The 26,211-nt window shown below is 44.7% G+C and carries 29 protein-coding genes; 28 read left to right on the plus strand and 1 reads right to left on the minus strand.

The window, feature by feature from the left end; all coding sequences use genetic code 11:
- Positions 1 to 5 precede the first annotated feature (5 nt).
- The 13 genes from hisC (at position 6) to BVG16_RS03935 (ending at position 10,634) form a co-directional block, all read left to right on the plus strand.
- A complete protein-coding gene (gene hisC, locus BVG16_RS03875; RefSeq protein ID WP_078497194.1) occupies positions 6 to 1,109 on the plus strand; it encodes a histidinol-phosphate transaminase in 1,104 nt (367 codons plus the stop codon).
- Between the two features lies 1 nt (position 1,110).
- Entirely contained in the window at positions 1,111 to 2,205 is a 1,095-nt protein-coding gene (locus BVG16_RS03880) for a prephenate dehydrogenase (RefSeq protein WP_198957410.1), read from the plus strand.
- A gap of 448 nt (positions 2,206 to 2,653) precedes the next feature.
- Positions 2,654 to 3,247 (plus strand): RNA polymerase sigma factor, encoded by a 594-nt coding sequence (locus BVG16_RS03885; protein WP_078497195.1) that lies wholly within the window; start codon positions 2,654 to 2,656, stop codon positions 3,245 to 3,247.
- On the plus strand, positions 3,244 to 3,834 hold the full coding sequence (locus BVG16_RS03890; RefSeq protein WP_078497196.1) for an anti-sigma factor family protein: 591 nt from the start codon (positions 3,244 to 3,246) through the stop codon (positions 3,832 to 3,834). The genes BVG16_RS03885 and BVG16_RS03890 overlap by 4 nt, the downstream gene beginning before the upstream one ends.
- A 13-nt stretch (positions 3,835 to 3,847) precedes the next feature.
- Positions 3,848 to 4,435: a histidine phosphatase family protein gene (locus tag BVG16_RS03895; RefSeq protein WP_078497197.1), complete on the plus strand. Its 588-nt coding sequence runs from the start codon at positions 3,848 to 3,850 to the stop codon at positions 4,433 to 4,435.
- A gap of 130 nt (positions 4,436 to 4,565) precedes the next feature.
- Positions 4,566 to 5,687 (plus strand): hypothetical protein, encoded by a 1,122-nt coding sequence (locus BVG16_RS03900; protein ID WP_078497198.1) that lies wholly within the window; start codon positions 4,566 to 4,568, stop codon positions 5,685 to 5,687.
- A 279-nt stretch (positions 5,688 to 5,966) separates the two neighbouring features.
- Positions 5,967 to 6,146 (plus strand): IDEAL domain-containing protein, encoded by a 180-nt coding sequence (locus BVG16_RS03905; RefSeq protein ID WP_078497199.1) that lies wholly within the window; start codon positions 5,967 to 5,969, stop codon positions 6,144 to 6,146.
- 117 nt (positions 6,147 to 6,263) lie between these two features.
- Positions 6,264 to 6,689 (plus strand): DUF2487 family protein, encoded by a 426-nt coding sequence (locus BVG16_RS03910; RefSeq protein WP_078497200.1) that lies wholly within the window; start codon positions 6,264 to 6,266, stop codon positions 6,687 to 6,689.
- A 179-nt stretch (positions 6,690 to 6,868) separates the two neighbouring features.
- Complete coding sequence (locus BVG16_RS03915; protein ID WP_078497201.1) at positions 6,869 to 7,402, plus strand: ubiquinol-cytochrome c reductase iron-sulfur subunit; 534 nt, start codon at positions 6,869 to 6,871, stop codon at positions 7,400 to 7,402.
- Between the two features lie 16 nt (positions 7,403 to 7,418).
- Positions 7,419 to 8,090, plus strand: a complete 672-nt coding sequence (gene qcrB, locus BVG16_RS03920) for a menaquinol-cytochrome c reductase cytochrome b subunit (protein ID WP_078497202.1) — start codon at positions 7,419 to 7,421, stop codon at positions 8,088 to 8,090.
- 16 nt (positions 8,091 to 8,106) lie between these two features.
- Positions 8,107 to 8,997 (plus strand): menaquinol-cytochrome c reductase cytochrome b/c subunit, encoded by an 891-nt coding sequence (locus tag BVG16_RS03925; RefSeq protein WP_078497203.1) that lies wholly within the window; start codon positions 8,107 to 8,109, stop codon positions 8,995 to 8,997.
- Positions 8,998 to 9,062: 65 nt separating this feature from the next.
- Positions 9,063 to 9,701, plus strand: a complete 639-nt coding sequence (locus tag BVG16_RS03930; RefSeq protein ID WP_144027277.1) for a DUF1405 domain-containing protein — start codon at positions 9,063 to 9,065, stop codon at positions 9,699 to 9,701.
- A 48-nt stretch (positions 9,702 to 9,749) separates the two neighbouring features.
- Positions 9,750 to 10,634, plus strand: a complete 885-nt coding sequence (locus BVG16_RS03935; RefSeq protein ID WP_158081615.1) for a sporulation protein YpjB — start codon at positions 9,750 to 9,752, stop codon at positions 10,632 to 10,634.
- 58 nt (positions 10,635 to 10,692) lie between these two features.
- On the opposite strand, the gene BVG16_RS03940 is transcribed toward BVG16_RS03935, so the two are convergent.
- Positions 10,693 to 11,562 carry a YitT family protein gene (locus BVG16_RS03940; protein WP_078497205.1) on the minus strand — a complete coding sequence of 290 codons (870 nt, stop codon included), beginning with the start codon at positions 11,560 to 11,562 and terminating at the stop codon, positions 10,693 to 10,695.
- Positions 11,563 to 11,718: 156 nt separating this feature from the next.
- Between BVG16_RS03940 and BVG16_RS03945 the strand changes: the two genes are divergently transcribed.
- The 15 genes from BVG16_RS03945 (at position 11,719) to BVG16_RS04015 (ending at position 26,208) form a co-directional block, all read left to right on the plus strand.
- On the plus strand, positions 11,719 to 12,066 hold the full coding sequence (locus BVG16_RS03945) for a nucleotide pyrophosphohydrolase (protein WP_078497206.1): 348 nt from the start codon (positions 11,719 to 11,721) through the stop codon (positions 12,064 to 12,066).
- A gap of 71 nt (positions 12,067 to 12,137) precedes the next feature.
- Entirely contained in the window at positions 12,138 to 12,653 is a 516-nt protein-coding gene (locus tag BVG16_RS03950) for a tetratricopeptide repeat protein (RefSeq protein ID WP_078497207.1), read from the plus strand.
- Positions 12,654 to 12,666: 13 nt separating this feature from the next.
- Entirely contained in the window at positions 12,667 to 13,470 is an 804-nt protein-coding gene (gene dapB / locus BVG16_RS03955; RefSeq protein ID WP_078497208.1) for a 4-hydroxy-tetrahydrodipicolinate reductase, read from the plus strand.
- 43 nt (positions 13,471 to 13,513) lie between these two features.
- Positions 13,514 to 13,936, plus strand: a complete 423-nt coding sequence (locus BVG16_RS03960; protein WP_078497209.1) for a methylglyoxal synthase — start codon at positions 13,514 to 13,516, stop codon at positions 13,934 to 13,936.
- Positions 13,933 to 14,631 (plus strand): bacillithiol biosynthesis deacetylase BshB1, encoded by a 699-nt coding sequence (bshB1, locus tag BVG16_RS03965; protein WP_078497210.1) that lies wholly within the window; start codon positions 13,933 to 13,935, stop codon positions 14,629 to 14,631. The genes BVG16_RS03960 and bshB1 overlap by 4 nt, the downstream gene beginning before the upstream one ends.
- A 61-nt stretch (positions 14,632 to 14,692) precedes the next feature.
- Positions 14,693 to 15,862 carry an N-acetyl-alpha-D-glucosaminyl L-malate synthase BshA gene (gene bshA / locus BVG16_RS03970; protein ID WP_078497211.1) on the plus strand — a complete coding sequence of 390 codons (1,170 nt, stop codon included), beginning with the start codon at positions 14,693 to 14,695 and terminating at the stop codon, positions 15,860 to 15,862.
- Positions 15,862 to 17,187: a CCA tRNA nucleotidyltransferase gene (locus BVG16_RS03975; RefSeq protein WP_078497212.1), complete on the plus strand. Its 1,326-nt coding sequence runs from the start codon at positions 15,862 to 15,864 to the stop codon at positions 17,185 to 17,187. Before bshA ends, BVG16_RS03975 begins: the two co-directional genes overlap by 1 nt.
- Entirely contained in the window at positions 17,180 to 18,151 is a 972-nt protein-coding gene (locus BVG16_RS03980; RefSeq protein WP_078497213.1) for a biotin--[acetyl-CoA-carboxylase] ligase, read from the plus strand. The genes BVG16_RS03975 and BVG16_RS03980 overlap by 8 nt, the downstream gene beginning before the upstream one ends.
- A 272-nt stretch (positions 18,152 to 18,423) precedes the next feature.
- Positions 18,424 to 19,314 (plus strand): 3-methyl-2-oxobutanoate hydroxymethyltransferase, encoded by an 891-nt coding sequence (panB, locus tag BVG16_RS03985; protein WP_078497292.1) that lies wholly within the window; start codon positions 18,424 to 18,426, stop codon positions 19,312 to 19,314.
- A complete protein-coding gene (gene panC / locus BVG16_RS03990) occupies positions 19,311 to 20,189 on the plus strand; it encodes a pantoate--beta-alanine ligase (RefSeq protein ID WP_078497214.1) in 879 nt (292 codons plus the stop codon). Before panB ends, panC begins: the two co-directional genes overlap by 4 nt.
- A 15-nt stretch (positions 20,190 to 20,204) precedes the next feature.
- A complete protein-coding gene (gene panD, locus BVG16_RS03995; RefSeq protein ID WP_078497215.1) occupies positions 20,205 to 20,588 on the plus strand; it encodes an aspartate 1-decarboxylase in 384 nt (127 codons plus the stop codon).
- Positions 20,589 to 20,681: 93 nt separating this feature from the next.
- Positions 20,682 to 21,311, plus strand: a complete 630-nt coding sequence (locus tag BVG16_RS04000) for a tetratricopeptide repeat protein (protein WP_078497216.1) — start codon at positions 20,682 to 20,684, stop codon at positions 21,309 to 21,311.
- Positions 21,312 to 21,382: 71 nt separating this feature from the next.
- Complete coding sequence (gene dinG, locus BVG16_RS04005) at positions 21,383 to 24,277, plus strand: ATP-dependent DNA helicase DinG (RefSeq protein WP_078497217.1); 2,895 nt, start codon at positions 21,383 to 21,385, stop codon at positions 24,275 to 24,277.
- On the plus strand, positions 24,255 to 24,920 hold the full coding sequence (locus BVG16_RS04010; protein WP_078497218.1) for a redox-sensing transcriptional repressor Rex: 666 nt from the start codon (positions 24,255 to 24,257) through the stop codon (positions 24,918 to 24,920). Before dinG ends, BVG16_RS04010 begins: the two co-directional genes overlap by 23 nt.
- Positions 24,895 to 26,208, plus strand: coding sequence for an amidohydrolase (locus BVG16_RS04015; RefSeq protein ID WP_078497219.1), 1,314 nt, complete (start codon positions 24,895 to 24,897; stop codon positions 26,206 to 26,208). Before BVG16_RS04010 ends, BVG16_RS04015 begins: the two co-directional genes overlap by 26 nt.
- The last annotated feature ends 3 nt before the right edge of the window (positions 26,209 to 26,211 follow it).

Below are 26,211 nucleotides of genomic sequence, written 5' to 3' on the forward strand. Positions count from 1 at the left end.
TTTCGATGCAGCCTAAATCCAGTATTGTGAATTTACCTGTATATCAGCCAGGAAAGCCGATTGAAGATGTGAAACGGGAGTTAGGTTTGACCGAAGTGATCAAACTGGCGTCCAATGAAAATCCCTTCGGAAGTTCGGAGAAAGCGAAACAAGCGATCTTGAACGAACTTCAGAATATGAGTATCTATCCTGACGGTGCTTCCGTTGAGTTAGCTAACGCAATTGCGAAGCATCATCATGTGAATGCGAATCAGATTGTGTTTGGTGCAGGTTCAGATGAAATTATTCTTATGATTACACGTGCATTTATTGTTGCTGGTGATGAGACGATCATGGCAGATCAGACTTTCCCGCAATATAAGCATAATACGGATATTGAAGGCGCTGTTTGTGTTCAAGTCCCATTAGTTGACGGCAAACATGATTTGCCTGGCATGCTTGCACGGATTACGGAGAAGACCAAAGTGATTTGGGTATGTAATCCGAACAATCCAACAGGAACGATCGTATCGAAGGACGAGCTCGTTGCGTTCCTGGATCAGGTTCCGAAGCATGTTCTAGTGGTCCTCGATGAAGCTTATTGCGAGTATGTGAAAGATCCGTCTTTCCCGGATGGATTAACGTTGCTGCCGCACTATAACAATTTAATTACCTTGCGTACCTTCTCCAAAATTTACGGACTTGCATCATTACGTATCGGTTATGGAATTGGGGATCCTGCCGTCATTAAATTGATTAATCAAGTCCGTGAACCTTTCAATACGTCCCGTATGGCACAAGCAGCGGCTTTAGCTGCAATCGATGATCAAGAATTTATCGACAAATGCCGTGAAGCGAATGCTGCCGGTATTCAATACCTTGAACGCGAATTCACGCGACTTGGATTGACCTCCTTTCCAGCACACGGGAACTTCGTTATGTTCGATACGAAGCGTGATGCTGCAGCTGTCTTTAATGAATTGATGCGTAAAGGCGTGATTACCCGCGCTGGACATAAGCTTTATCCAACATACATTCGTGTAACGGTCGGAAGCCAAGCAGAGAACACGAAGTTTATTCAAGCCTTGGAAGCAGTATTGAAAGAAGTAGCGGCAGAAGTGGTGAGATAACATGTCTATCAAAATAACGATCTTCGGCGTCGGACTCATCGGAGGATCCCTGGCTCTATGCTTTAAAGGCAAGCCAGGGATTACCGTCGTTGGGCATTCGATTTTTCCGGAAGAAGTGCAAAAATATATCGATCGTCACGTCGTGGATATCGCCACGACCTCGATGGAAGAAGCAGCGAGCGATGCGGATTTCATCTTTCTTTGCGTACCCGTAGGGAAGTTAGCGTCATATCTTCAACAATTGAGTCAGATGACGCTAAAAGAAGGTTGTATTATTACGGATGTAGGGAGTACAAAAGCCTCTATAGCGGCTTGTGCTAAGCAGACTGATTTACAGAACGTAACCTTTATTGGCGGACATCCGATGGCGGGTTCCGAACGTTCTGGAGTCGAGGCTGCTTCTTCGATTTTATTCGAAAATGCCTATTATGTCCTAACCCCTGAAGAGAACGTATCCGAGGAAGCTTATACGCGATTAGCAGACTTGCTGCAGCATACCCGTGCGCAGATTGTACGAGTAGATCCGAAGCAGCATGATGACATTGTCGGAGCGATCAGCCATTTGCCGCATTTGATCGCGGTCGCACTCGTGAATCAAGTACGTCAATATAACGAGAATAATACCTTGTATCAGAGCTTGGCTGCGGGAGGTTTCCGTGACATCACACGAATCGCGAATAGCGATCCCTATATTTGGCGCGATATATTGTTGAATAATAAGGATGTGCTGTTGAAATTGCTGCAGGATTGGAACGGCCAAGTGGAGTCATTCATTGATATTCTGAAGCGTGAAGATGGCGAAGGAATCGTGCAGGAGTTCTCGCAAGCGGGAGCATTTCGCAGTCAGCTGCCTGAACGTCGCAAAGGGATGATTACATCGTTATATGATGTTTATATCAATGTACCCGATACGCCAGGGATTATTGGACGGATAGCGACGGAGCTTGGAAATCATGAGCTAAATTTAAGCAACCTTCAAATTATCGAGAGCCGCGAGGACGTTCCAGGCGTACTCCGTTTATCTTTCCGTAATGAAAAAGATTGGGATCGCGCACAGCAGCTTTTGCCGACATTAGGCTTCACTGCATATGTTTAAAAAACGAAAGTAAATATTAGGAAAAAAATAGTGTTGACAGAATGAAAACGTATACATATAATAAAAGTACAGTATGGTTTCTCTCCACTCCTATCCAATAATTGCACAATGTGCAACCGCCTACAAATGTAGGCGGTCTTTTTTTTTGTTTCGGAACCACTTCCTTTACATAATCGCGAATATAGGGTATTCTGATGACTTGCTTCTCGATAGACTCCTATATTTATTGTAATTTCCTTAAAAAATCTTTATTTTTGGCCCAATCAAAGTGTGATACAATGAAATTTAGGTATGTTCCACTAATTTTTGGATGAATTTTCATTGAATTAATAATTATTGTAACTTTTTTAAAATAAGTGCCGATGGCACCGCAACTTTTTACACTCAGTTCGGTATAAATATGTAACGAACTGGGATGTTCTTGGAAAGGCAAGGAGGGTCGTATTTAATGACCGATTCCCAGATCATTCGTGAAATCAAAGAAGGCAACGTCGAGTTGTATGCTGAATTAATGCGACGTTACCAACGTAAAATAATCGCTTTTATTTTTCATATGCTAAAAAGTGCGCAATTGGAGCTGCTGGCGGAGGATTTATGTTCCGAGACGTTTTACAAAGCGTTTCGCAGTCTGAATTCTTTTCGTGAAGTAGATGCTTCTTTTTCAACTTGGTTGTATACAATTGCTCGAAATACGGTATTAAGTGAATTGCGTAAGCAGAAAGCTAGCAGTGTATCCTTGGACGAGAGCGGTTTGATGCCGATTGCTTCTACGGACATTGCACCAGAGCAGGAAGTGTTGCGCAGTGAGAAAGTTAACTTAGTTCGTGAAGCAATTAACAATTTACCAGAGAAGCAAAGGTCCGCCCTTATCCTACGAGAATACGATCAAATGGATTATCAAGAGATCGCTAATATTCTTGGACAAACGGTTAGCTCCGTGAAGTCATTATTGTTCCGCGCGCGGGCAAGTGTGAAGAATCAATTGGAGCCTTATTTTGCAGAGCCGATGTACGAGGAATATGAAGGGATGAACTCCAGATGAAATGCGAAGAAGTCCAAGAGTTGTTAGGTGAATATTGGGATTTACCTGAGGATGATGCTGCTCGTCTCCATGTAGATAGACATCTAGAACATTGCGAGGATTGCACACAGCAATTTAAAATATGGGAAGAAAGCCAGGCCCTGATTCATGAATTGACAGATACGAACGAGCCATTTTTAGTATCTGACATGGATCTCAGCAAGAACGTGATGGATCGGATCTATGCTGAATCGGCATGGCTTATGCCAGTCACAAGTCGTACATATGCGTTCTCTATGAAGTTAAGACGGAATGTGACGGCATTTGTAGCTAGCTTTATGGCTATATTTTTAGTAAGCTTTTTATACTTAATGATTGCAGGCGGTCCATCAGATGCGGATCGGCTTCATCAAATGAATGAGCTTATTCCAGGGGATATGAGTATTTCAACCAATTTAAATTTAGGACAAATTCCAGTCGCCAGTATCGGTGATCCGCCGATCTTGGAAGTCGTACCTACATACCCGCATTATTGGATTGCCCTTTCATTACTTGGCATCACTTTTTCATTACTGCTCTTGAATTGGTTGGCAAGAGTACGAAGATAAAAGGGAGGATATCGTGCTAATAGGACTTATACGACATGGTCAGACCGAATGGAATCGCATGGGGAAAATTCAAGGACAGACAGATATACCGCTGAACGAAGCGGGCAGAAGTCAAGCGAAGCTGTTAGCAGATCGTCTTGTTGATGATTCATTCAAATGGGATTATGCCATTTCCAGCGGACTGCAGCGAGCAGAAGAAACGGCTCAGATCATTGCCAATGCCTTACATATTCCATTGTTATCGCCGGATCCAAGATTGATTGAACGTTCTTACGGCCAAGTTGAAGGCACAACGCAAGAGGAACGGCTCGAACGTTGGGGAGAACATTGGAAAGAGCGGGATTTAGGGCAGGAGACAAATGATATAGTGCGTAAGCGTGCCATGTCGTTCCTAGAGGATATGAGTGATAAATATCCAAATTCTAACCTATTGGTGATCAGTCATGGAAGTTTTCTCGCACAATTATATTTGGCTTTGTACCAAGAACGATATCAGGAGGGCATCGCGAATCTCTCTTTTACAGTATTGGAAAAGAAGGATTTGCAGTGGAGTCCAATTCTTTATAACTGCACACGTCATTTAGAAGGTACCAACGTCTAACTCTTCCAGAGTTGGACGTTTTTTTTGTTTTACAGAGAATAAAATTTGATAAAAATCCCATAATGGTATTAAAACCACGTTGTTACACACGGATACGTAATACAGGTTGCGACCGACCGGAGGATGACGAATGAATTTTGCAGACATGCTTAGTTTTGCTGATATTCATCAATTAACGAGAATTGCAAACCACTATCAATGCGAATGCAATGAGAATTCGAAGAATGAACTTATTCAGTCCATTCTGTCCACCGTAAGCCGCAAAGACATCTTTGAACAACATATTCAAGGGCTTAGCATTGAAGATTTGCGGTTTTTGAACTCCATTTTATTCGATCATCGCAATTCATTCAGTCTGGAAGAGCTTGTTGCTTATGTACAGCAGACGAAATTCGGATTATCCGAGCCGATTCTCTCCTCGAATCCTCGCGATACCATCGCGAAGTTCAAGCACCTCGGGTGGTTATTTAACGGATTCTCTCAACAGACGCGATATCTGTTTCAAGTCCCGCTGGATTTGAAAGACCGCTTTCGCTCGGTACTGGAACATAAATTCCGGACAGAGCTGGAATATACGACAGAACCGGTAGCTTACCGCGATGAACAGATGTTGATCTTAGACGATTTGAACCTTCTGTTAAAGTATGTGCATCATCATGAAATTGCTCTCAATATCGAAGGTGTCATGTATCGGAGGAACCAACAGCAAGTGTTGGAGAGCTTGTCTGTAGCAGAGTCGATGGTGAGTAAAGGGGGATGGCGCTTTGGGTATGGAAGAAGATTCAAGGATTATCCCAACAGATTCTCTTTTCTCTATGACTATGCCTATTACCATGGCTTCCTTGAGGAGAGAGATGAACGATTGGTACTGACCGCTGTAGGTCAAGGCATGGTCGAGCAGGGAAAGCAGGAGCCATTAACACAAGTGTACCGTTTTTGGCTTCGACTCTATAAGAGTGCTATTCCTAACTTGCTATCGCTCGTGCACTGGATCGAAACTTGCTCCAGGCAATGGGTGACCGTCGAATCCTTGAAACAACAGATCGGTCCGTTCATTAAGCCATTCTACTATGATCAGGCAGATAATATGCTTGAAGAACGTATTCTCAAGATGATGATGCATCTGGGTCTTCTCCGCATCGGTGAAGATGAAGAAAATCGCAAAGTTGTACAGATGACCACCATGGGCAAAGCCGTCGTACAGGGAGTTTATGTCTCTCACGAAGACAAAATTGAGTTGCCAAAGCCATAACAGTCCCGCGTATTAGACTAGGCATCAGTACATTCATTGGAATCAGGGCGATTGTACTAACGGTCGTGAAAGCGTTGAATATGCTTTAGTAAAGGCGTCCGGTCGTGCCGATTATGAACAGAATTTCTAGCCTATACTCTTTCTAAGAAATTCACCAGCCAAGGTCGTCCAACCCATGCAGGATGTAATTTACGACATAAGAAGCGTCGAACAATGGAAAGATGCGGTGAAAAGAAAGGATTATAGGATCTCTTGGACGTTAGTTTGGAGGTGTATCCTATGGATAAAATGAAAGTTACTTACGAAGCAATGTTAAGTCTCACAGCAGAGATGGTATTAGATGATGCACTACGCAAATATCGAACAGAACAAATTTATCAGGAAATTGACAAAGCATTAGCCACGGGGGACCGAATCTCCTTCCGCTTACTAACGGATGAGCTTAAATCGATGAATTGAAGAGTCGCGAGGGCGGCTCTTTATTTTTCTTTATCTAAAGATTTTATAATTTGTGGGGTTATTTCGATCTTGTCGATGGTAAAATTATCATTATAATGGATTCAGAGGAGTGATACGATGAAATTTAGTGATATTACAGCGGAACAGTGGGACGAGCTTCAACCCTATCTAGATACTTGCCTATTGCCAATGACTGGATTAAGTGGAGGGGAATCGCCGCATGACACCACACTGGCACTAGAACAATTGCGCGATTGGATGGATGAGGTGGAAAATCCATTTCGGGGACGGATCGTGACATATCCTGCGAATCATTACGTAGATTTGGATGAATTGGAGAAAATCAACGACCTTTGTCATAAGATGAAGCTTGGCGGTTTTAAGTATGTAATTATCATTTCTGCAAAAGTGCCATTTAACGAACAAGCCTTTGAACACGCGGATTTAGTGCTGTCACCAGCGACCGTGAAGCCCACCGAGGCGGAATCTCTCCGCATGATTATTACGACTCAAATTCACAATCTTTGGCAAAAAAAAAGCTAGACCAATTGTGACAAATTCTCAACATTTTCCTGTTGCTTTTAGGGAACTTCCTAGAAATGTATTGGTAAATTCTTGACGCTATACAGGTCCTAAGATATTATAATTATGTCCTAGTTAATGTGTGATTTTATTCATTGTGAAGCGAAAAAGTATGGTTGGCAAAGGGGGTTGAACACAGAATGAGTAACCATAATGAACATGAGAAACAGGGTAACGAACGGAAAGAAATGTCACGTCGTCAGTTTCTAGCGTATACGTTAGGGGGGACTACGGCATTTATGGCAGGCGGTGTAACGCTTCCTATGATTCGATTTGCCGTGAATCCACTCTTGGAAAAGAAAGACAAAGGCGCGCTCATTAAAGTTGTCGAAGAAAGCAAGATTACGAATGAGCCGCAAGAATTTTCTTTCCAGAAGCATCAAGTCGATGGTTGGTATGAAAGCGAAGCAAAGTTATCCGCTTACATTTCCAAAGGTGAAGACGGTAAGATTTTCGCTTTATCCCCGATTTGTCAACATTTAGGTTGTACAATTGGATGGAACAGCGATAAGAACTACCCTAATGAATACCATTGTCCTTGTCATGGGGCTCACTACACCAAAGATGGTAAAAACCTCGCGGTTGCACCTCGTCCTCTGAAAGAGTATGAGATGGAGATTAAAAATGGTTTTATCTATTTGGGCGATTTAATGGATAACACAAGAGTGAAATAAGGAGGCGTAGAATCAGATGGCCAAAGGTATCTACAACTGGATTGACGAACGTCTAGATATCACGCCAATGTGGAGAGACGTCGCCGATCACGAAGTTCCAGAACATGTTAACCCGGCGCACCATTTCTCCGCGTTTGTTTATTGCTTTGGCGGATTGACGTTTTTCATTACAGTAATTCAAATTTTATCCGGGATGTTCTTAACGATGTATTATGTACCGGATATTATTAATGCTTATGCGAGCGTTGAGTTCTTGCAGACGAAAGTCGCATTTGGTCAAATCGTTCGCGGGATGCACCACTGGGGTGCGAGTCTCGTTATCGTTATGCTGTTCTTACATACTCTTCGCGTATTCTTTACAGGATCGTATAAAGCACCGCGCGAAATGAACTGGGTTGTTGGCGTATTGATTTTATTCGTTATGCTCGGCCTTGGTTTTACAGGTTACTTACTACCATGGGACAACAAAGCGTATTTTGCAACGAAAGTTGGTCTTCAAATCGCTGACTCTGTTCCAGTGATCGGTCCGTATGTCAAAGAATTCTTGCAAGGGGGAACCATCGTCGGAGCCCAAACGTTATCTAGATTTTTTGCTTTGCACGTATTCTTCTTGCCGGCTGTTCTACTTGCACTCTTAGGCGGACACTTCTTTATGATTCGTAAACAAGGAATCTCGGGACCACTATAAGAGAGGAGGAAGTACAATGGCACATGGTCATAACTCGAAAGAAAAAGTTGTCTATGTTGGAGATTCACGCATTCGTCAAAGATCAGAACGTGCAACTCCTCCAGACTATACGGCATATCCGGGTAAATCCGAAGCCTTCATTCCTAACTTCTTGTTGAAGGAATGGATGGTAGGATGCGTCATGCTGGTCGGTTTCCTCGTCTTGACGATCTCCGAGCCGGCTCCATTAGGTTATCCAGCAGATCCAACGAATGCCGCATTTATTCCGGTACCTGACTGGTACTTCTTGTTCTTGTATCAATTGTTGAAAATGCCTTATGCTTCAGGCGACTATGTCGTACTGGGTATTGTTGGGCTTCCAGGCGTGTTATTTGGCGCATTGCTGCTTGCTCCATTCTTAGATACAGGGAAAGAAAGACGTTTCTATAGAAGACCGATTGCATCGGCAATGATGTTCATCTCTTTGATTGGCGTTGTATACTTAACAGTTACTTCTTGGGCAGGTTATCAAGAAGAATTGAAGTTAACGGGGACAACACCAGAGCATATCGTTCGTGAAGAAGAAGCGAGAGACCGAGCTTTGGCAGGTCTTCCCAAGGAAAGTAAAGTGAAGAAAGAAGCTGAAATTGCTCTTGTTGCACCGGATGATCCGGCAATGGAATCCATGAAAGTAGCTACCTGCTTAGGTTGTCATGGTACGGATTTGAAGGGACAGAGCGGTCCTTCGCTGCGCGGTATTGGTGATACGCTTTCAGAAGAACAAATCATGGATGTCATCAAGAACGGTAAGCAAGGGGCAAAAGGCAATATGCCTCCAATGTATGATTCAGCGAAAACACAAGGTTTGTCCGATGAACAGATCAACGGTATCGCAGCTTGGCTTGCAAAACAAAAAAAGGCTGAGTAAACTTATAAGTTAGACAGAACCTGATCGTATAGGCGGTCAGGTTTTTCTCATTTAAGGGAGGAGAATTGGTGAAATCTTTTTTGTGGTATGCGAAGCTAATCTTAATGAATCGCTCCATCTTATGGTTGCTGTTCATCAGCAATCTGTTAGGAACCCTCTACGGCTATTACTGGTATCAGGATCAATTGATCGAGACATTCAACACCCATCCGTTATGGCAAATCATCTTTGTTCCAGATAGCCCAACTGCTTCGCTCTTCTTTACGATTGCTATCTTGTTTTTGCTCTTCCCGCCTCGTTCTAAGGCTTGGCAGGTGATACGGAAAGTTATAGAGGGACTTGCTGTTGTTACATCGGTCAAATACGGCATTTGGGCGATCACGATGATTGTAGCAGGGGCAGCACTAGGCGATGACCTTGTCTGGCAGCATTACATGCTTATGACCTCACATTTAGCGATGGCGGTTGAAGCCTTGATCTACGTCCCGTTTTTTACTTGTGGTCTTGGAGCTCTTCTGATTGCGTTAGGTTGGACATGGCTAAATGATACCGTCGATTATACATATGGAATTTTCCCTTACTTATCAAATCGATTAACTGCGCATCTTGCGACTGTTCGTAATTTTACATTTACATTAACCTTCGTGAGCTTTGTGATGGGATGGATCACCATGCGCATGTCGCATCAGACGCGCAATCGTTAGTTCTAATGCCGGACAACCTTTCATAGTGTAAGTATGGGAGGGATGTCCGTGTTTCCAAGGTTTCTACTATTTACAATTATATTTGGTTTGTTAGTCGGGTGTCAGTCGGTCAGCTCATCATCCGATAAGCATATAGAGCAGCCTGCCATGTCACAGGTCGAGTCTCAAGCGGAAGCGAATACCCAAGTTCTCGAAAAGTTTCATCAAACAGCAGAAACGGTCTATCAAGGGGCTATCGAGGGCGACTTGATAAAAGTTAGATCGAATGTGACACAGCTCGAGTCGCAGTTGAAGCAGATTCCACTTGGTGATCTCACTTCTGTCGAAGGCATTCGCGCGTTGACGAATAGCATCGTGGAGACGAAAAGGGTTGTAAATGCCGTCAAGGTTGATCCGCAACGTTGGCTCTTCACAACAGCCAAAATGAGACTAGCTGTTGACGCACTGATCCATGCGAAGCAACCGATGTGGGTGCAATATTATAAAGTATTCTTGGAGGATATCGAACAACTGGAACGTGCAGCAAAGGCGGGACAGGGAGCGGACGTACAGCAAAGTTTTCGTGGGTTTCAAGAGCATTATGAATTGATACGCCCTTCAGCCATTATTCAGCGCGATCCAAGCACCGTTGAGGCCGTAGATTCATATGTATCCTACTTACAGACCCATGTGGCGGCACAACCGTTCCAATCGGATCAAGTGGTGGAAGCCATCGCGATGGCAAAGCCGATCCTGCAGCAGCTGTTCCAGAAGACCTCAGATACGCCTACCTTCGTTCCGATCGGTTCCGGTGATGATATATGGGTGTGGACGATTGGAATCGGCGCCGTGGTGATCTCCGTCTTAACCTATGTCGGATGGCGTAAGTATCAATATGAGAAGCAAATGGCATTACGGAAAAAGTTTCTCAAAGACCAGGATCCGAAAGCATAACATAACGAAAAGAGCAGCCGATGGGCTGCTCTTTTTGGTATGGAGTGTCTATATAGCGCTAAGATTCCTTAAAACCTTCGCCGTGGACATCATGCACATCATTAATAATAATGAATGCACGGGGATCGACGGATCGGATAATGCCCTGCAGACGCCGCATTTCTTGTCGGGATATCACACAGTAAGCCATGTGTTTGGCTTGCTTCGAATAGGCGCCGATCACAGGGATCAAGGTGACGCCTCGCTCCATTTCCTTCGTAATAATATCGGCAATTTCAGGTGCGTGATCACTAATAATCGTGAACGCTTTGGCCGCGTAGGCCCCTTCTTGTATAAAGTCAATTAATTTAGATGCGATGAAGACGGTAACAAATGTATACAGAATTTTTTCCTTTGGGATGAAGAACAAGGCTGATCCTATGATCACGACATCCAGCATTAGGATGATTTGTCCCATACTCCAACCGCGATTACGGTTTAATATGCGAGCGATGATATCTACGCCTCCAGTCGTGCCTCCAAACCGAAAGACGATGCCTAAGCCAGCGCCTAACGTAACCCCTGCATATAAAGCCGCGAGGATGATGTCATGCTCGGCATTGAATGGAACAATGATGCCTGCCGAGATGAGTCGTTCCAGGAGCCACAGAAAGAAGGAAAGTGAAAGTGTGCCTACGATGGTATAACCCATCGGACGCCCTCCCAAAATTTTTAACCCTACAAGAAATAACGGGATATTGAGAAGGAGCGTGGAGAGGGAAGGTTGTATTTCGAATACATAATTTAACAGAAGAGCAATCCCTGTCAGTCCACCTTCCATTAACTTATTCGGTATGACAAAATACAAAAGTCCAAAGGCGTAAATAGCTGTACCGAGCAGGATGGGGATGGTTTGTTTGAAGGGAGAAATGAAGTTATGTAGTTTCATAAATACCTCGCTCACATGTGGAATTACAATTAGTATACCTTCTTTGTACGCTTTAAAAAATGATTTGTTTTCATTAGGGGTTTGAAGTAACATATTTATAACTACAATGAATTTACAATTTACTACATAAGAACAAGCAGATCGGAGTCGAGAAGGATGAAGGAAGAGAAGTCGTTAGCTGATATTCAGCGAGAAGTTGACCAATATATCTGTCAATTTAAAGAGGGCTACTTTAGTCCGCTTGCCTTATTGGCTCGAATGTCTGAAGAAGTGGGCGAGCTGGCGCGCGAAGTTAACCATGAATTTGGGGAGAAGAAGAAGAAGGCGACCGAAGCGGATAATTCGATTGAGCTCGAATTAGGAGATATTTTATTTATTACGGTTTGCTTTGCAAATTCATTGGGTATAGATCTAACAAAGGCACATGATCAAGTCATGCATAAATTTAATACGCGTGATGCCGATCGATGGACCAAAATTGACGCAACGGATAAAGAATCTTAGCCGTCGATACACCGAAAGCTTCTTCCTTACATATGCTTAAACAAGCGTAAGCAAGAAAGGAGCGGACGTGTGTGACAGCCGAAGAATGTATTAATAAAGCCTACCATTCGATTCTCCATAGCGATTTTGAACAGGCCATCTATTGGTTCGAACAGGCGATTGCCTTAGAAGGTGACAACCCGAATCATCACTATAAGCTCTCCATCACGTACGCGAGGAGTAACCGTGTCGCGCTGGCCATCGAGCAAGCCGAATTGGCGATTCATTACGCTCCATCGAATGAAGGCTATAAGATACACTTGAATTGTCTCTTAGCGAAGAAGAAGACCATGGATGCGAAGAAAATGATGTACCAATCCCTACAGGAGACACATCATGCTATAATGCTATTGAAAGAAGCCATTGCACTCGATTCATTAGCAATACAATCCTATGTCGTCTTAGCCATGGCGTATGCAGAACTCCAGGATTACCATCAAGCGATTCAGTATGTAAAAGAAGCTCAAAAACTGGATCCTTATGATATAGTAATAGAAGATTTATTAAATCAATATAAGCAAAGTTTAGCGAAATTGTTGAAATCATAGAAGGGGTGTCATCATGTCTCAAATCATTAAAGTTGCTGTTACCGGAGCGGGCGGCCGCATGGGCAAAGAAGTCGTGAAAATGGTGTTGGAGGATGATACGCTACAACTAGTTGCAGCGATTGATCCAAGTAAGAGTGGGCAAGATGCAGGTACGCTTGCAGGGGCAGCCCCTTGTGGCGTTAGCGTTACCGGCGATCTGGAATTAACACTCGTAGAGAGCAAGCCAGACGTGTTGGTGGACTTCACTACCCCTCATTCGGTGGTAGCGAACACGCAATTGGCGATCAAACATAAGGTTCGTCCTGTCATCGGAACAACAGGCTTTACACCTGAGCAGATCACGGAGTTGGACGAGCTTTGCAAAAAACAAGAAATCGGCGGGTTAATTGCGCCAAACTTCTCCATTGGAGGTATTCTCATGATGAAGTTTGCAGCTCAAGCATCCAAATATTTTCCAGACCTCGAAATTATCGAATATCATGGAGATCAGAAGTTGGATGCTCCTTCAGGTACAGCGGTGAAAACAGCTGAAATGATTTCTGAAGTGCGTGAAGAAAAGCGCCAAGGGAATCCGAACGAGCATGAGACCATTGAAGGCTCACGCGGTGGATACTATAACGGCTTCCGCATACATAGCGTTCGCCTTCCAGGTGTGTTCGCGCAGCAGGAAGTTATATTTGGGGGATTTGGACAGACACTTAAAATTCGCCATGATTCTTATGAACGTGCCGGTTATATGCCTGGCGTAAACTTAGCTGTGAAGAAAGTGATGGAATATACAGGACTTATTTATGGTTTTGAACATTTTATTGATTGATCCGGGCGCAGACTGGAAATAGATAAAGTTGGAGAGATGACCTATGTTAAATATTGCATTTATTGCACATGATCGTAAAAAAGAAGAAATAGTTAACTTTGTAATCGCCTATGAACACGTATTTCATGGGCATAAGCTGTATTCCACGGGGACGACGGGTCTTCGGATTATGGAGCAAACCCAACTAGATATCCACCGGTTTATGTCAGGTCCGCTTGGTGGAGACCAACAAATCGGTGCACTCGTGGCCAAGAATGAGATGGATTTGATTATTTTCTTGCGTGATCCGTTAATGGCACAGCCGCATGAGCCGGATATCATTGCATTGCTTCGTCTTTGTGATGTACAAGGCATTCCGGTTGCGACGAATATCGCAACAGCCGAGATTCTCGTGAAGGCGCTGGATCGTGGAGATTTTATGTGGCGTGAGCTCGTTCATAAATATAAACCAGGTGTAGAAGAATGAGTAATGGGTTAGATATTCTGGTGTTTGGTGCACATCCGGATGATGCAGAAATTGGCATGGGCGGTACCATCGCGAAGCAAGTGAATGCAGGTCAGCGCGTAGGCATTTGTGATCTCACGTATGCTGAAATGTCTTCCAATGGAAACGTCGAGTCGCGCAAACAAGAAGCAGAGGCAGCAAGTCAGGTATTACGCTTGGCTGAACGCAGCAATCTAGGCTTACCAGACCGCGGATTGCGCTCAGAAGAAGCACAGATTAACGCGATCGTGGCGGAAATCCGCCGTTTGCGTCCTCGTATCGTATTTGCGCCTTATTGGGAGGATCGCCACCCAGACCATGTGCAATGTGGACGGATGGTTGAAGATGCGGTTTTTAATGCAAAGCTGCGTCGGTACATGCCTGAAATATCTCCATGGACCGTAGATCAATTTTATTTTTACTTCATCAATGACCTAGGACCAGCAACGATGATGGTGGATGTAACTGAAGTTTATGAGCAAAAGATGGACTCGCTCCGTGCCTACCGTACGCAGTTTGAGACGCCAAAAGCCGGTAATGATTTTGTGGCAACACCTCTGAATCAGGGGTATTTGGAACGCGTGGAAGCAAGAGATCGGATGCTGGGACAGAAACGCCTTGTCGGCTATGCCGAAGGCTTTGTGAGCAAGCCTCCATATTTGGTTAATCTTTTTTAGAACAGACGTGAATATAATTTTGTAGCTGATGACAGATGAAGTCATGAGGAGGACCAAGAGTATGGGAGAATCATTAAAAATTGGCATTACATGTTACCCTTCTCTAGGCGGTTCGGGTGTTGTGGCGACAGAATTAGGTAAACTTTTAGCAGAAAAAGGACATCAAGTTCATTTTATCACACACAGTATCCCGTTTCGTTTGGGTGATTTTCAGAAGAATATTTTCTACCATGAGGTAGAAGTCAATGATTATTATGTTTTTCGCTATCCGCCGTATGACCTATCCCTTGCTTCCAAGATGGCACAGGTAGCTCAGATGCAGCAGCTGGACATTCTTCATGTTCATTATGCCGTGCCGCATGCTGTGTGTGCTTATTTAGCGAAGCAAATGATTGGAGACCATCCGTTAAAAGTGGTAACCACACTGCATGGAACGGATATTACGGTGCTTGCTCAAGACGAATCTTTGAAGGATCTTATTCGCCTGGCCATTAACAAGAGTGATGCGGTCACGGCTGTTTCGAAGGATTTGATTCGTGAAACACATGAGTTGTTAGATATTACGAAAGATATTGATTTAACGTATAATTTCGTGGATAAAAGGGTGTATTACCCGCGGGAAACGAAAACATTACGCCAAGAATTCGCATTGCCGAATGAGAAGATTTTGATGCACATCTCTAATTTCCGTCCGGTGAAGCGGGTAGGAGACGTTGTCGATATCTTTGCTAAGGTGCAATCGAAGGTGCCTGCCAGACTATTACTCGTCGGGGAAGGACCGGATCTGCCGAAGATTCAATCCAAAATTCGTGAGATGGGCATTGAAGATCGTGTTGTATTCCTTGGGAAGCAGAACGATGTTGCGCAAGTGATTTCCATGGCGGATCTCTTGCTTTTACCTTCCGAGAAGGAAAGTTTCGGGCTTGTGGCCTTGGAAGCGATGGCATGTGGAGTACCGACAATTGGCTCGCTCGCAGGCGGTATTCCAGAACTGGTCACGCATGGCGAAACAGGATTCCTAGCGGAGATTGGACATACAACGGAAATGGCTGATGCTGCATTGAAGCTGCTAACCGATCCGCAATTAATGGAACGCTTCAAGCAGAATTGTCTGGATCGCGCACACCATGTCTTCTGTAATGATCTGATTACCGCAGAATATGAGAAGATTTATTACCGCGTACTGGGTCGTCCGATTCCGGAGGTTTTATCAAAGGTGGTCTGTACGTAATGTGGGATCAAATTCAAGCAGATGCCAACCTGATTAGCGGAGCACGCGCTGTGTTGACCAGGTTGCATGATGCTGGGTTTCAAGCTTATCTCGTCGGTGGCTGTGTGCGAGACGCGTTATTAAGCAAACCGATACATGACGTAGACATTGCAACCTCTGCTTTGCCAGCAGAGGTTACTTCTATTTTTGAACGTACGATTCCTACAGGCATGCAGCATGGCACCGTTACGGTGATGGTCGACCAATATCCCTTTGAAGTTACAACGTTCCGCCAAGAATCGGGTTATGAACATTTTCGAAGACCAAAGGAAGTCTCGTTCATTCATGACCTCGAGGGGGATTTGTTACGAAGGGATTTTACGTTTAATGCCATGGCAATGGATATCGATGGTCATCTCATAGACCCGTATGACGGCCAAAACGACCTGGACAAGGGAATCGTCCGTTGTGTAGGGGATGCGGATGCCCGTTTTCAAGAAGATGCCCTGCGGATGATCCGGTGTGTACGATTTGCAGCTTGCTATGATTTCCAAGTGGATCCAAGTACATGGGCAGCACTTCGGATACATCGAACGAAACTTCAGTATATCGCGATGGAGCGTGTTCGTGCGGAGATGGATAAAATGATCGATTTGTCGCTCTACAGCGCGATCCGCGGTATGTCATTGATGCAGGAGAGTCGATTACTGGAGTTTACGAAAGTTATGATTCATGATCAGTGGAATTTAGAAGATCATACACTGTATCAAGTGGTTGAGCAGGAGCAGGATAGGCTGGAACATTGGGACAAACATGCAGATGTGGCTGTTCGTTGGGGTCTCCTATTTTACCGGTCACATACGAATCCTGAACAAGCCCAGTCGATTATGCAAAAACTCACATTTCCAAATCGCAAGAACACCGAGATTGTCGAGTTGCTGCAGCTGCATGCCTATCTCCATTCGATCGTAATTGGCAATAAAGAGGAAGATGTAAAGCCGTCTTGGGTTCGTGGCGTGCTAACGTTCGGTAAAGATGCAGCATTAAGATGGCTTCATATGATGGAGGGAGATGAGCTATTTCAATCGCCTCATCAGCAGCAGGCTTCGCCGATCTTTACGCAGCTTCGCAAGCACGGCGAAAGATGGCTCTCCGAATTACACGTCTTGAAAATATCGGACTTAGACATCAAGGGACATGATATTCTGAAGCATCAAAAGAAAAAAGCAGGACCATGGTTAGGTGAACTGCTGCAGCATCTACTTTATCAAGTAGCGATGGGGCAGGTGGACAATGACCGCCATGAATTACTAGAGGAAGCGAGTCAGGTGATTAATAATGAGTGAACCGCTATTACAATTATTATTAGCGAATTCGGATACCTATATTTCGGGGGAAGAAATAAGCCGCCAATTGCATATCAGTCGTACCGCGGTCTGGAAACAAATTAATAAACTCCGCAGCAAAGGGTATGAATTCGATGCGATTCCGCGCGTCGGCTATCGATTGAAGCAAAAACCCGAACGCTTGGAGCTGACGGCCTTATTAAGCGGTCTGAGGTCTACGGTCATGGGAAAGCAGATTAAAATATTGGATTCTACGCCTTCTACGCAAATTGTTGCGCAAGAGCTCGCGGAGCAGGGAGCACCTGAGGGAACATTGGTAATTGCAGAAGAGCAGACATCAGGCCGTGGACGTATGGGACGCCCCTTTTACTCGCCATCAGGCAAGGGGATATGGATGAGCTTGGTGTTAAAGCCGCAGACTTCATTGCAATTTACACCTCAGTTAACGCTGTTAGCAGCAGTTGCGCTCTGTCGTTCCCTTCAGCGGGTCGTTCCGATTTCGATCGGAATTAAATGGCCGAATGATTTGTTAGTAGGAACACGCAAAATCTGCGGTATTCTGTTAGAGTCGAGTACAGAAGACGAACGGGTTCGGTATGCCATCGCAGGGATCGGAATAAGCGCGAATTTGGATGTCGAAGATTATCCCGAATACTTAAAGGACATTGCGACTTCATTAAAAATCGAATCTGGCGCAAAGGTAGATCGTACTGCCATCATTACCGAGTTTTTAGCGGAATTCGAAACTTTGTATCAGCTCTATCATGAACAGGGTTTTGCACCTATACGGATTCTCTGGGAAGCTCTCTCGATTTCATTACATCGCCCAATTACAATACATACACTGCAGGGAAAAGTAACAGGAATTGCCGAAGAGTTGGATGATTCCGGTGCGTTATGGATCACGGATGAATTTGGCGAAAAACGTAAAATTTTTTCGGGTGACGTGGAAATCAATAGATGAAATTGCTAACACGATTTGTTATACTTGTCTGTGAAGGGGCAGTATCGATCAACCATCGAACTGCACTCTGATGTACAAGTAAGCCGCATTACAGCATTTTCAATTGAATCTTGAACGACTTTGTGGAAAGTGGATTCTGCTCTGAGCCGAAGGGACCGAGACAGAAGGATGATCGCAAGTGATTCTTTTTTGTACGGTGACCTTTTTAGTGGAAATGCTAAAAGGTTTTTTTGTTTTGCGCACAATACAAAAAAGAAAGGTAGATGACGAACATGACGAACTCAAAAACGAAGCACAAATTGACAATTCCGAAGTTCAAGCAAATTAAGAAAGAAAACAACAAAATTACGATGGTTACGGCTTATGACTACCCATCCGCAATTTTGGCGGAGGAAGCTGGCGTAGATATGATTCTTGTTGGCGATTCGCTAGGAAATGTCGTCTTGGGTTATGATTCCACATTGCCTGTAACGATCGATGATATGGTATACCATACACGTTCCGTCATTCGTGGAGCGCAGCATACATTCGTGGTCGCGGATATGCCGTTTATGACGTATCACGGTAGTATTGACCAGACATTACGCCATGTTGCTCGGTTGATGCAAGAAGGCCAAGCTCATGCTGTGAAAATGGAAGGTGGGACTGAAATATGTCTTGCTGTGGATGCTTGCGTGAAGGCGGGTGTGCCCGTATTAGGACATATTGGATTAACACCGCAATCTGTTCATCAACTTGGCGGTTATCGCATTCAAGGGAAGGAAACAGAAGATGCGAAGCGTCTGCTTGAGGATGCCAAAGCATTGGAGCGGGCTGGAGCGTTCGCTGTCGTATTGGAACTCGTAACCGAAGAGGTTGCGGCGTATATCTCGGAGCAAATCAGTATCCCGACGATTGGGATCGGGGCTGGACGTGGGGTAGACGGTCAAGTTCTTGTGTTCCACGATGTCGTGAAATATGCATCGCCCTACCGTGACAAAAAATTCGTTAAAACCTATGCCGACATTGGAGCACAAATCCGGGAAGGCATTTCACAATATGTGCAAGAAGTTAAAGGCGGCGTGTTCCCAGGTCCTGAACATGTATTTACAGCGGAGGATACGGTTGTAGAGAGCTTGTACGGGGCAGGAAAGGCCGAGCGAAAGGCGGAACAGGTAAAATGATCGTAGTAGAGAAAATCGCTGCATTACGTCAGCAACTCACCGTATTACGGGATGAGCGTTCACATGAAAATCAACCAGCAGCGGTTGGTTTGGTTCCAACGATGGGATACTTGCATGAAGGCCATGCGAGTCTGATGCGTAAAGCGAAGGAACAAAGCGATATTGTCGTCTTGAGTATTTTCGTAAACCCGATTCAATTCGGGCCGAATGAAGATTTAGATAAATACCCACGTGATGCAGAACGGGATCTTGCCCTCGCAGAGAAACTGGGTGTTGATGTCGTGTTCTTGCCTTCCGTCAGTGAAATGTATCCGCAGCCGACGAAGACGAAAGTGAAAGTCGAAGAGGTAACCACCCGCCTTTGCGGTGCATCCCGTCCAGGACATTTTGATGGGGTAACGACGGTTGTGACGAAATTATTCAATATCATTCAGCCGCAAAAGGCGTTTTTTGGGATGAAGGATGCGCAGCAGGTGGCTGTGATCCAACAAATGGTGCTGGACCTGAATATGCCGGTCGACATTGTTCCATGTCCGATTGTTCGGGAGGAAGACGGGCTCGCGATGAGTTCTCGCAATGTGTATTTATCGGCGGAAAACCGTCAAGCCGCATTAGTCCTTTCGCAATCCTTATTCGCTGTTGATGAATGGGTTCAATCCGGTGAAATGAAGACGGTAGGTCAACTGAGAGATCGGATTGTAGAGCAAATTGCCGGAGTTCCAACTGCAGAAATCGACTATGTAGATATCCTAACCTTTCCAGGATTGACTGAAATGGCTTCTGATGAACAATTACGGAACTGGAAAGGGAAGGCGATTATTGCACTAGCTGTAAAATTTGGCGCGACGCGTCTGATTGACAATCGAATTCTTTAAGGAGTGGCGCTGACCATGATGAGAAATATGATGAAATCCAAGCTGCACCGTGCGACAGTTACGGAAGCAAATTTGAATTATGTAGGTAGTATTACGATTGATCGGGATTTAATGGAAGCTGCGGACATGTGGGAGAATGAGCGCGTTCAAATCGTGAACAATAATAATGGCGCACGGCTTGAAACTTATGTGATCCCAGGTCCGAGAGGGTCCGGCGTGATCTGTCTTAACGGTGCTGCAGCACGCCTTGTACAACCCGGAGACCAAGTCATTATTATTTCATATGCGATGATGACGAATGAAGAAGCACGCAATTATAAACCTCAAGTTGTTATTCTCGGGACGAATAATCAAATTATTGAACATCATACAGAGGAAATACACGCCACCATTCTTTAAACATTGGATGTCAGTATGAAAACCCCCGCCTTTACGAAAAATGAACATGTATCTGAATTAGAGATATGACTTTCGTTGAGGTGGGGTGCATTCATGTTTCAACATTTATTTGCGACAATGAACGAAATGTTGGATGAGATTCTTGTGCATTATCCGCAAGCACATGGCTCGACTAAGGAAGATCTGAATCAGAAACTTACTTTATTAAAGTCCATGAGCGATGGGATTGTGGAAGAATGGCTACGATTTGAGGAAAAGATGGGCGTTCTCCGTGAGGGACATCCGAATCATGCCCCGGAAGCGCAGGCAGTCCTTCCTGAGAGCCGTACAGAAGCTTTCCAACGCGGGCAAGGGTACTACAAATTAGGGATGTTCGACTTGGCCGCTCAAGCCTTCGAGCAGGTGGTGAAGCAGTATCCGGATTCGATCGTAGGTCGCATTTATTTAGCCATGGCTTATCTGCAGTTGAATGAATTTAATGATGCATACCGACATTTTCAATTTATTATTCCGCTGACCGAAAGCAATAAACTCAAAGCCATTTCTTACAATGCGCTAGGCTGTATCCAAGCCCAGAACCAGAATTTGGAGAAGGCACAAGAATATTTTAATATCGCACACAAAGCAGATCCTTCTTTTCAAGAGCCGCTTGCCAATCTGAAAATTTGCGAGAGCAACGACGGAACCTTTCAATATGGCAGTGAATTATCCTCCTTTATGTAACCAACCGATTTCCAAAATTCCGATCATCTGGTAAACTTAAAAGATCATTGGAACGAAGGGACCTTATCACGATGAAATTTGCAGTACTTGATTTCGAAACGACAGGAAACCAGCCCACCGATGAAATTATTCAGGTTGGGCTTGTTATCATAGAGCATGACTTAACAATTGATCGTGTCTTCACATCACTTGTGAAACCAAGCACGAGCATTCCGCCATTTATCACCCAATTAACAGGGATTTCGGATGAGGATGTAGCCGACGCACCGTCGCTGGACGATATGATGATGGAGATGGTACCGCTACTCAATGATGTTGTTCTTGTTGCGCATCATGTTACATTCGACTTTAACTTTTTACAGCATGCATTGGACCAAACGGGATATTTGCCGTTTACGGGTCGTATTCTGGATACGATTGATTTCCTACGCATTTGCTTCCCTTCGTTAACGACCTATCAGCTTGGAGCTGTCTCCTCTTGGTTTGATATTGAGCATGATCGACCACATCAAGCAGATAGTGATGCCATCGCTACAGCACACGTCTTATTGCGCTGCCTGGAGAAGCTGGATAATTTGCCTTTACTGGCGATTCAGCGATTGGCAGATCTCTTCGCGCAGGATGACAGCGATATGAATTGGTTTTTTGGTGAACTACAAGCCAGCCGAGAGATGCAGCCGATGATTGAAAATGACGCACAGCGAGCATTTCGCCAATTTTCATTACGAATCGAGGATTGGACGGAGATCCAGCCGCCGCGGGAAGAAGAAAGCAGTAATCCGTTGGCAGGGCAGACTTTCGAGCAGTTCTGCACCGATTCCATCAATCGACTGAAAGAATTCCTGCCTCAATTCGAACAGAGGGAAGCGCAGAATATGATGTTTCATGAAGTGAATGCTGCGCTTGATAACGACCACCATCTTCTGTTGGAAGCGGGTACAGGAACGGGGAAATCCCTAGGGTATTTAATTCCATCCATTTACTATAGCGTTAAGAACAATAATAAAGTTGTCGTCAGTACACATACCATTAATCTTCAGGAGCAATTACGGCAGCGGGATGTCCCATTACTCAAGACCATTTTGCCGGTTGATTTTAGCGTGTCGGTATTAAAAGGCCGCAGCCATTATTTGTGCTTACGGAAATTTGAACATAAAATAAATACAAAGGATTTCGTCACCCCAAAAGAAGATGTGATGACCGCGGCTCAAATGATTGTTTGGCTAGCGGAAACCGAACATGGGGATGATGAAGAATTACATTTTGCAAATAAAGGAGCAGATTTCTGGGATACGGTCGCAAGCGATACGGATTCTTGTTTGAATCGTGCGTGCCCATGGTTCCGCAAATGCTTCTACCACCGTGCTCGTCATGAAGCTAATATTGCGGATGTTATTATTACGAACCACTCCTTATTATTCACAGATGTAAAAGTCGACCATCGCTTTTTACCTGCCTATGACCATTTAGTGGTGGATGAAGCCCATCATTTAGAAGAGGTAGCGGGGAAGCATCTGGGGCTGCATGTGAAATATTTCAGCTTGGTACACACGTTAACGCGTCTCATGAAGGATAGTAAATCCGGACAATTGCCTGCTTTGCGTAATAAGCTGCATGTGATTCCTGAGGAAAAAGCGCAGATGGCCTGTGAGATCGTCGAGGAATCATATTCGCAGTTGGTGGACGTCAAGGAGATGTGGGACAAGCTAACCGAACTGTTATTCGGGATGATGCCGCAGCGCAGCAATGACGGAAATCAAGCAGAACAAGGACAATTTGTATATCGGCTGCAGTCCGACAAAATGCCTGAAGATTGGGATACGGCTGCCACGCTAGAGGATCAGATGAATGCACTCCTGAATGAGATCATTCGGAAGTCTGAGCGTTTATTAACGGATCTCCGCGATGTGCAGGAAGAATACGGAATTCAAGCTTCGGTAACCGATTTAACGGGAACGATTAAGGATTTGGCGAGAGAACGGGATGACGTGCACTATTTCATGAAAATGAAAGAACCGAATGTCGTCTTCTGGATGGAGGCAAGCAGCCATTTTCGCAGTAAATCGCTTCAGCTCTTCGCCGTACCGGCGGATGTGAGTCCGCAATTAAAGGAATATTTCTTCGATGCGAAGAAAAGTATTGTATTAACGTCAGCCACGCTGTCGGTTGATAAATCGTTTCAATATATGATTGAACAATTAGGGTTACAGGAATCGATGGATCAAGGACAACTTCAGACGGCTCTGCTTCCATCACCGTTCCAATACCGCAAACAAGCGCTTGTTGTCATACCGCGTGATTTCCCGATGTTAAAAGGATCAAACGCGGATGCGAACTTCATACAGAAGCTCGTTCATTCATTGGCAGATGCTGCCATTGCAACCAAGGGCAGAATGTTGGTACTATTCACATCATACCGGATGATGAAGCAAGTGTACGATCCATTGAAGGAAATCTTAAGTTCGCATCACATTGCGGTGTTGGGTCAAGGAATTGACAGCGGCAATCGTAGTAAATTGACGAGACGATTCCAAGATCAGTCTGCATCTGTTTTATTAGGAACAAGCAGCTTCTGGGAGGGTGTCGATATTCCCGGTGAGGCGCTAACCTGTTTGGCTATTGTAAGATTGCCATTCCAACCGCCGAATCATCCATTGATCGAAGCGAAGTCCGAGTTATTACAGAAACAGAAGAAGAATCCATTTATGAAGCTATCTGTACCCCAAGCCGTTATTCGCTTTAAGCAAGGCTTTGGACGTCTTGTACGAACGGCTCAAGATCGCGGGATCGTCATTATTTATGACACGAGGGTGATTGAGTCGTATTACGGAAAGTATTTCTTATATTCGCTGCCGGGGCCGAAGATGGAGCATATGCCGCTCGATCAAATCGTACCTCGGATGCAAGAATGGCTGTCGCACGAAGAAGAGAGGGGAGTCATCTATGAAAACAATGAAGATATCTGAAGCAGTAGTTCGTCGCCTTCCCATTTATTTGCGCTACTTAACAGAGCTGCAGCAACGTGAAGTGTTGACGGTCTCATCGCAAGACCTCGGATTGAAGCTGGATTTAAATCCAGCTCAAATCCGTAAAGATTTAGCGTATTTCGGGGAGTTCGGACGGAAAGGAATTGGCTATGATGTGGCCTATCTGATCCAGAAAATTCGTCAGATTCTTAAATTGAATCATCAAATTAGTGTGGCTCTGGTCGGTGCCGGTAATTTAGGGCAAGCATTAAGCAACTACAATACATATCTGAAGGATAACATGAAAATTGTAGCTGTTTTCGATGCCCACACCCCCAAAATTGGCAAGAAAATTAATAACCTCACGGTGCAGCCGATGGAGGAGTTAGAACAAACCGTTCGAGATCATAACGTTCGAATCGGAATCATTACCGTGCCTGCGTTTGAAGCGCAGAATGTTGCGAATGCTTTTGTGAATGCAGGTGTGGAAGCTATTCTGAACTTTGCTCCTGTCATCTTGAAGGTGCCGAACCATGTTCGGGTGCATGCAGCGGATTTCACGACAGATTTATTAAGCCTCGCGTATTACTTGGATAATGGGAAGGAAGATGAAGAAGATGGGGAAGAACCAATGGATCATTAAGAATGGCTATTTTGCCGTCATGAATCCAGAAAAACCAGTGATTTATGGTGTGATGGTCATTGAAGACCAGCGCATTCAATATGTCGGTGAACAACTGCCAAGTGATTTGGTACTGCAGGAGGATATGGAGACTTTTGATGGACAAGGTCTATTGTTCTTGCCTGGTCTTATTAATACGCATGGGCATGCTGCGATGTCTCTATTGCGGGGGCATGGTGATGATTTGGCGCTGCAAGTCTGGCTGCAGGAAAAAATGTGGCCGATGGAAGCGAAATTCACTTCAAATGATGTCTACTGGGGAACGGCTCTTTCCGTGATCGAGATGCTAAAAGGCGGAACAACGACATTCTTGGATATGTATGATCATATGGACCAAGTAGCCAAAGTAACCGATGAATCAGGTATTCGTGCTGTTCTTATGCGTGGGGCCATTGGCTTATGTCCGGAGGATGTTCAACGCGCGAAGCTAGCAGAGGCGGTACAATTCGCCAAAGACTGGCACGGTAAAGCAGATGGACGTATCACAACGATGATGTCTCCGCATGCACCGTACACCTGTCCACCAGCATTCATTGAGAAGTTCGTTCAAGCTGCGCATGATTTGGATCTGCCAATGCATACGCATATGTCTGAAACGGCAGCTGAAGTACAACAAAATGTGAATGATTACGGTTTACGCCCTGTTGCACATTTAGAAAAGTTAGGGATGTTCGAACGCCCAACGCTGCTTGCACATGCCGTGCATTTGACGGATGAAGAAATTGAGACGCTAGCACGTTATCAAGTAAGTGTATCCCATAATCCGGGCAGTAATTTGAAGCTAGCAAGCGGTGTGGCCCGCGTTCCTGATTTATTGAAAGCAGGCGTAACGGTTTCTTTAGGTACAGATGGCGCCGCTAGTAACAATAACTTGGATATGTTCGAGGAAATGCGGCTTGCAGCATTGATTCATAAAGGCGTATCGGGAGATCCTACAGCGGTTCCTGCGCTGGAAGCTTTACGTTTAGGAACGGAGTATGGTGCGAAATCGATCGGGCTGCAGCATACAACAGGTGTCTTACAAGCAGGGATGAAAGCAGATTTTGTAGCGATTAATATCGAACAACCTCATTTTAAACCGCGTACAGATCTTATTTCACATGTCATTTACTCTGGCGCGGCACAAGATGTTGAACATGTGTGGGTGGATGGCAAACAGCTTGTGAAGCATCGCCAATGCCTAACGTTGGATGAAGAGAAAATTATGCGTGAAGCACAATCGTGTTTTGACGGGCTGTTAGCACGGTAAGAG

The sequence above is a fragment of the Paenibacillus selenitireducens genome, from assembly GCF_002021565.1.
In the GTDB taxonomy this organism is placed as follows: Bacteria; Bacillota; Bacilli; order Paenibacillales; family Paenibacillaceae; genus Paenibacillus_K; species Paenibacillus_K selenitireducens.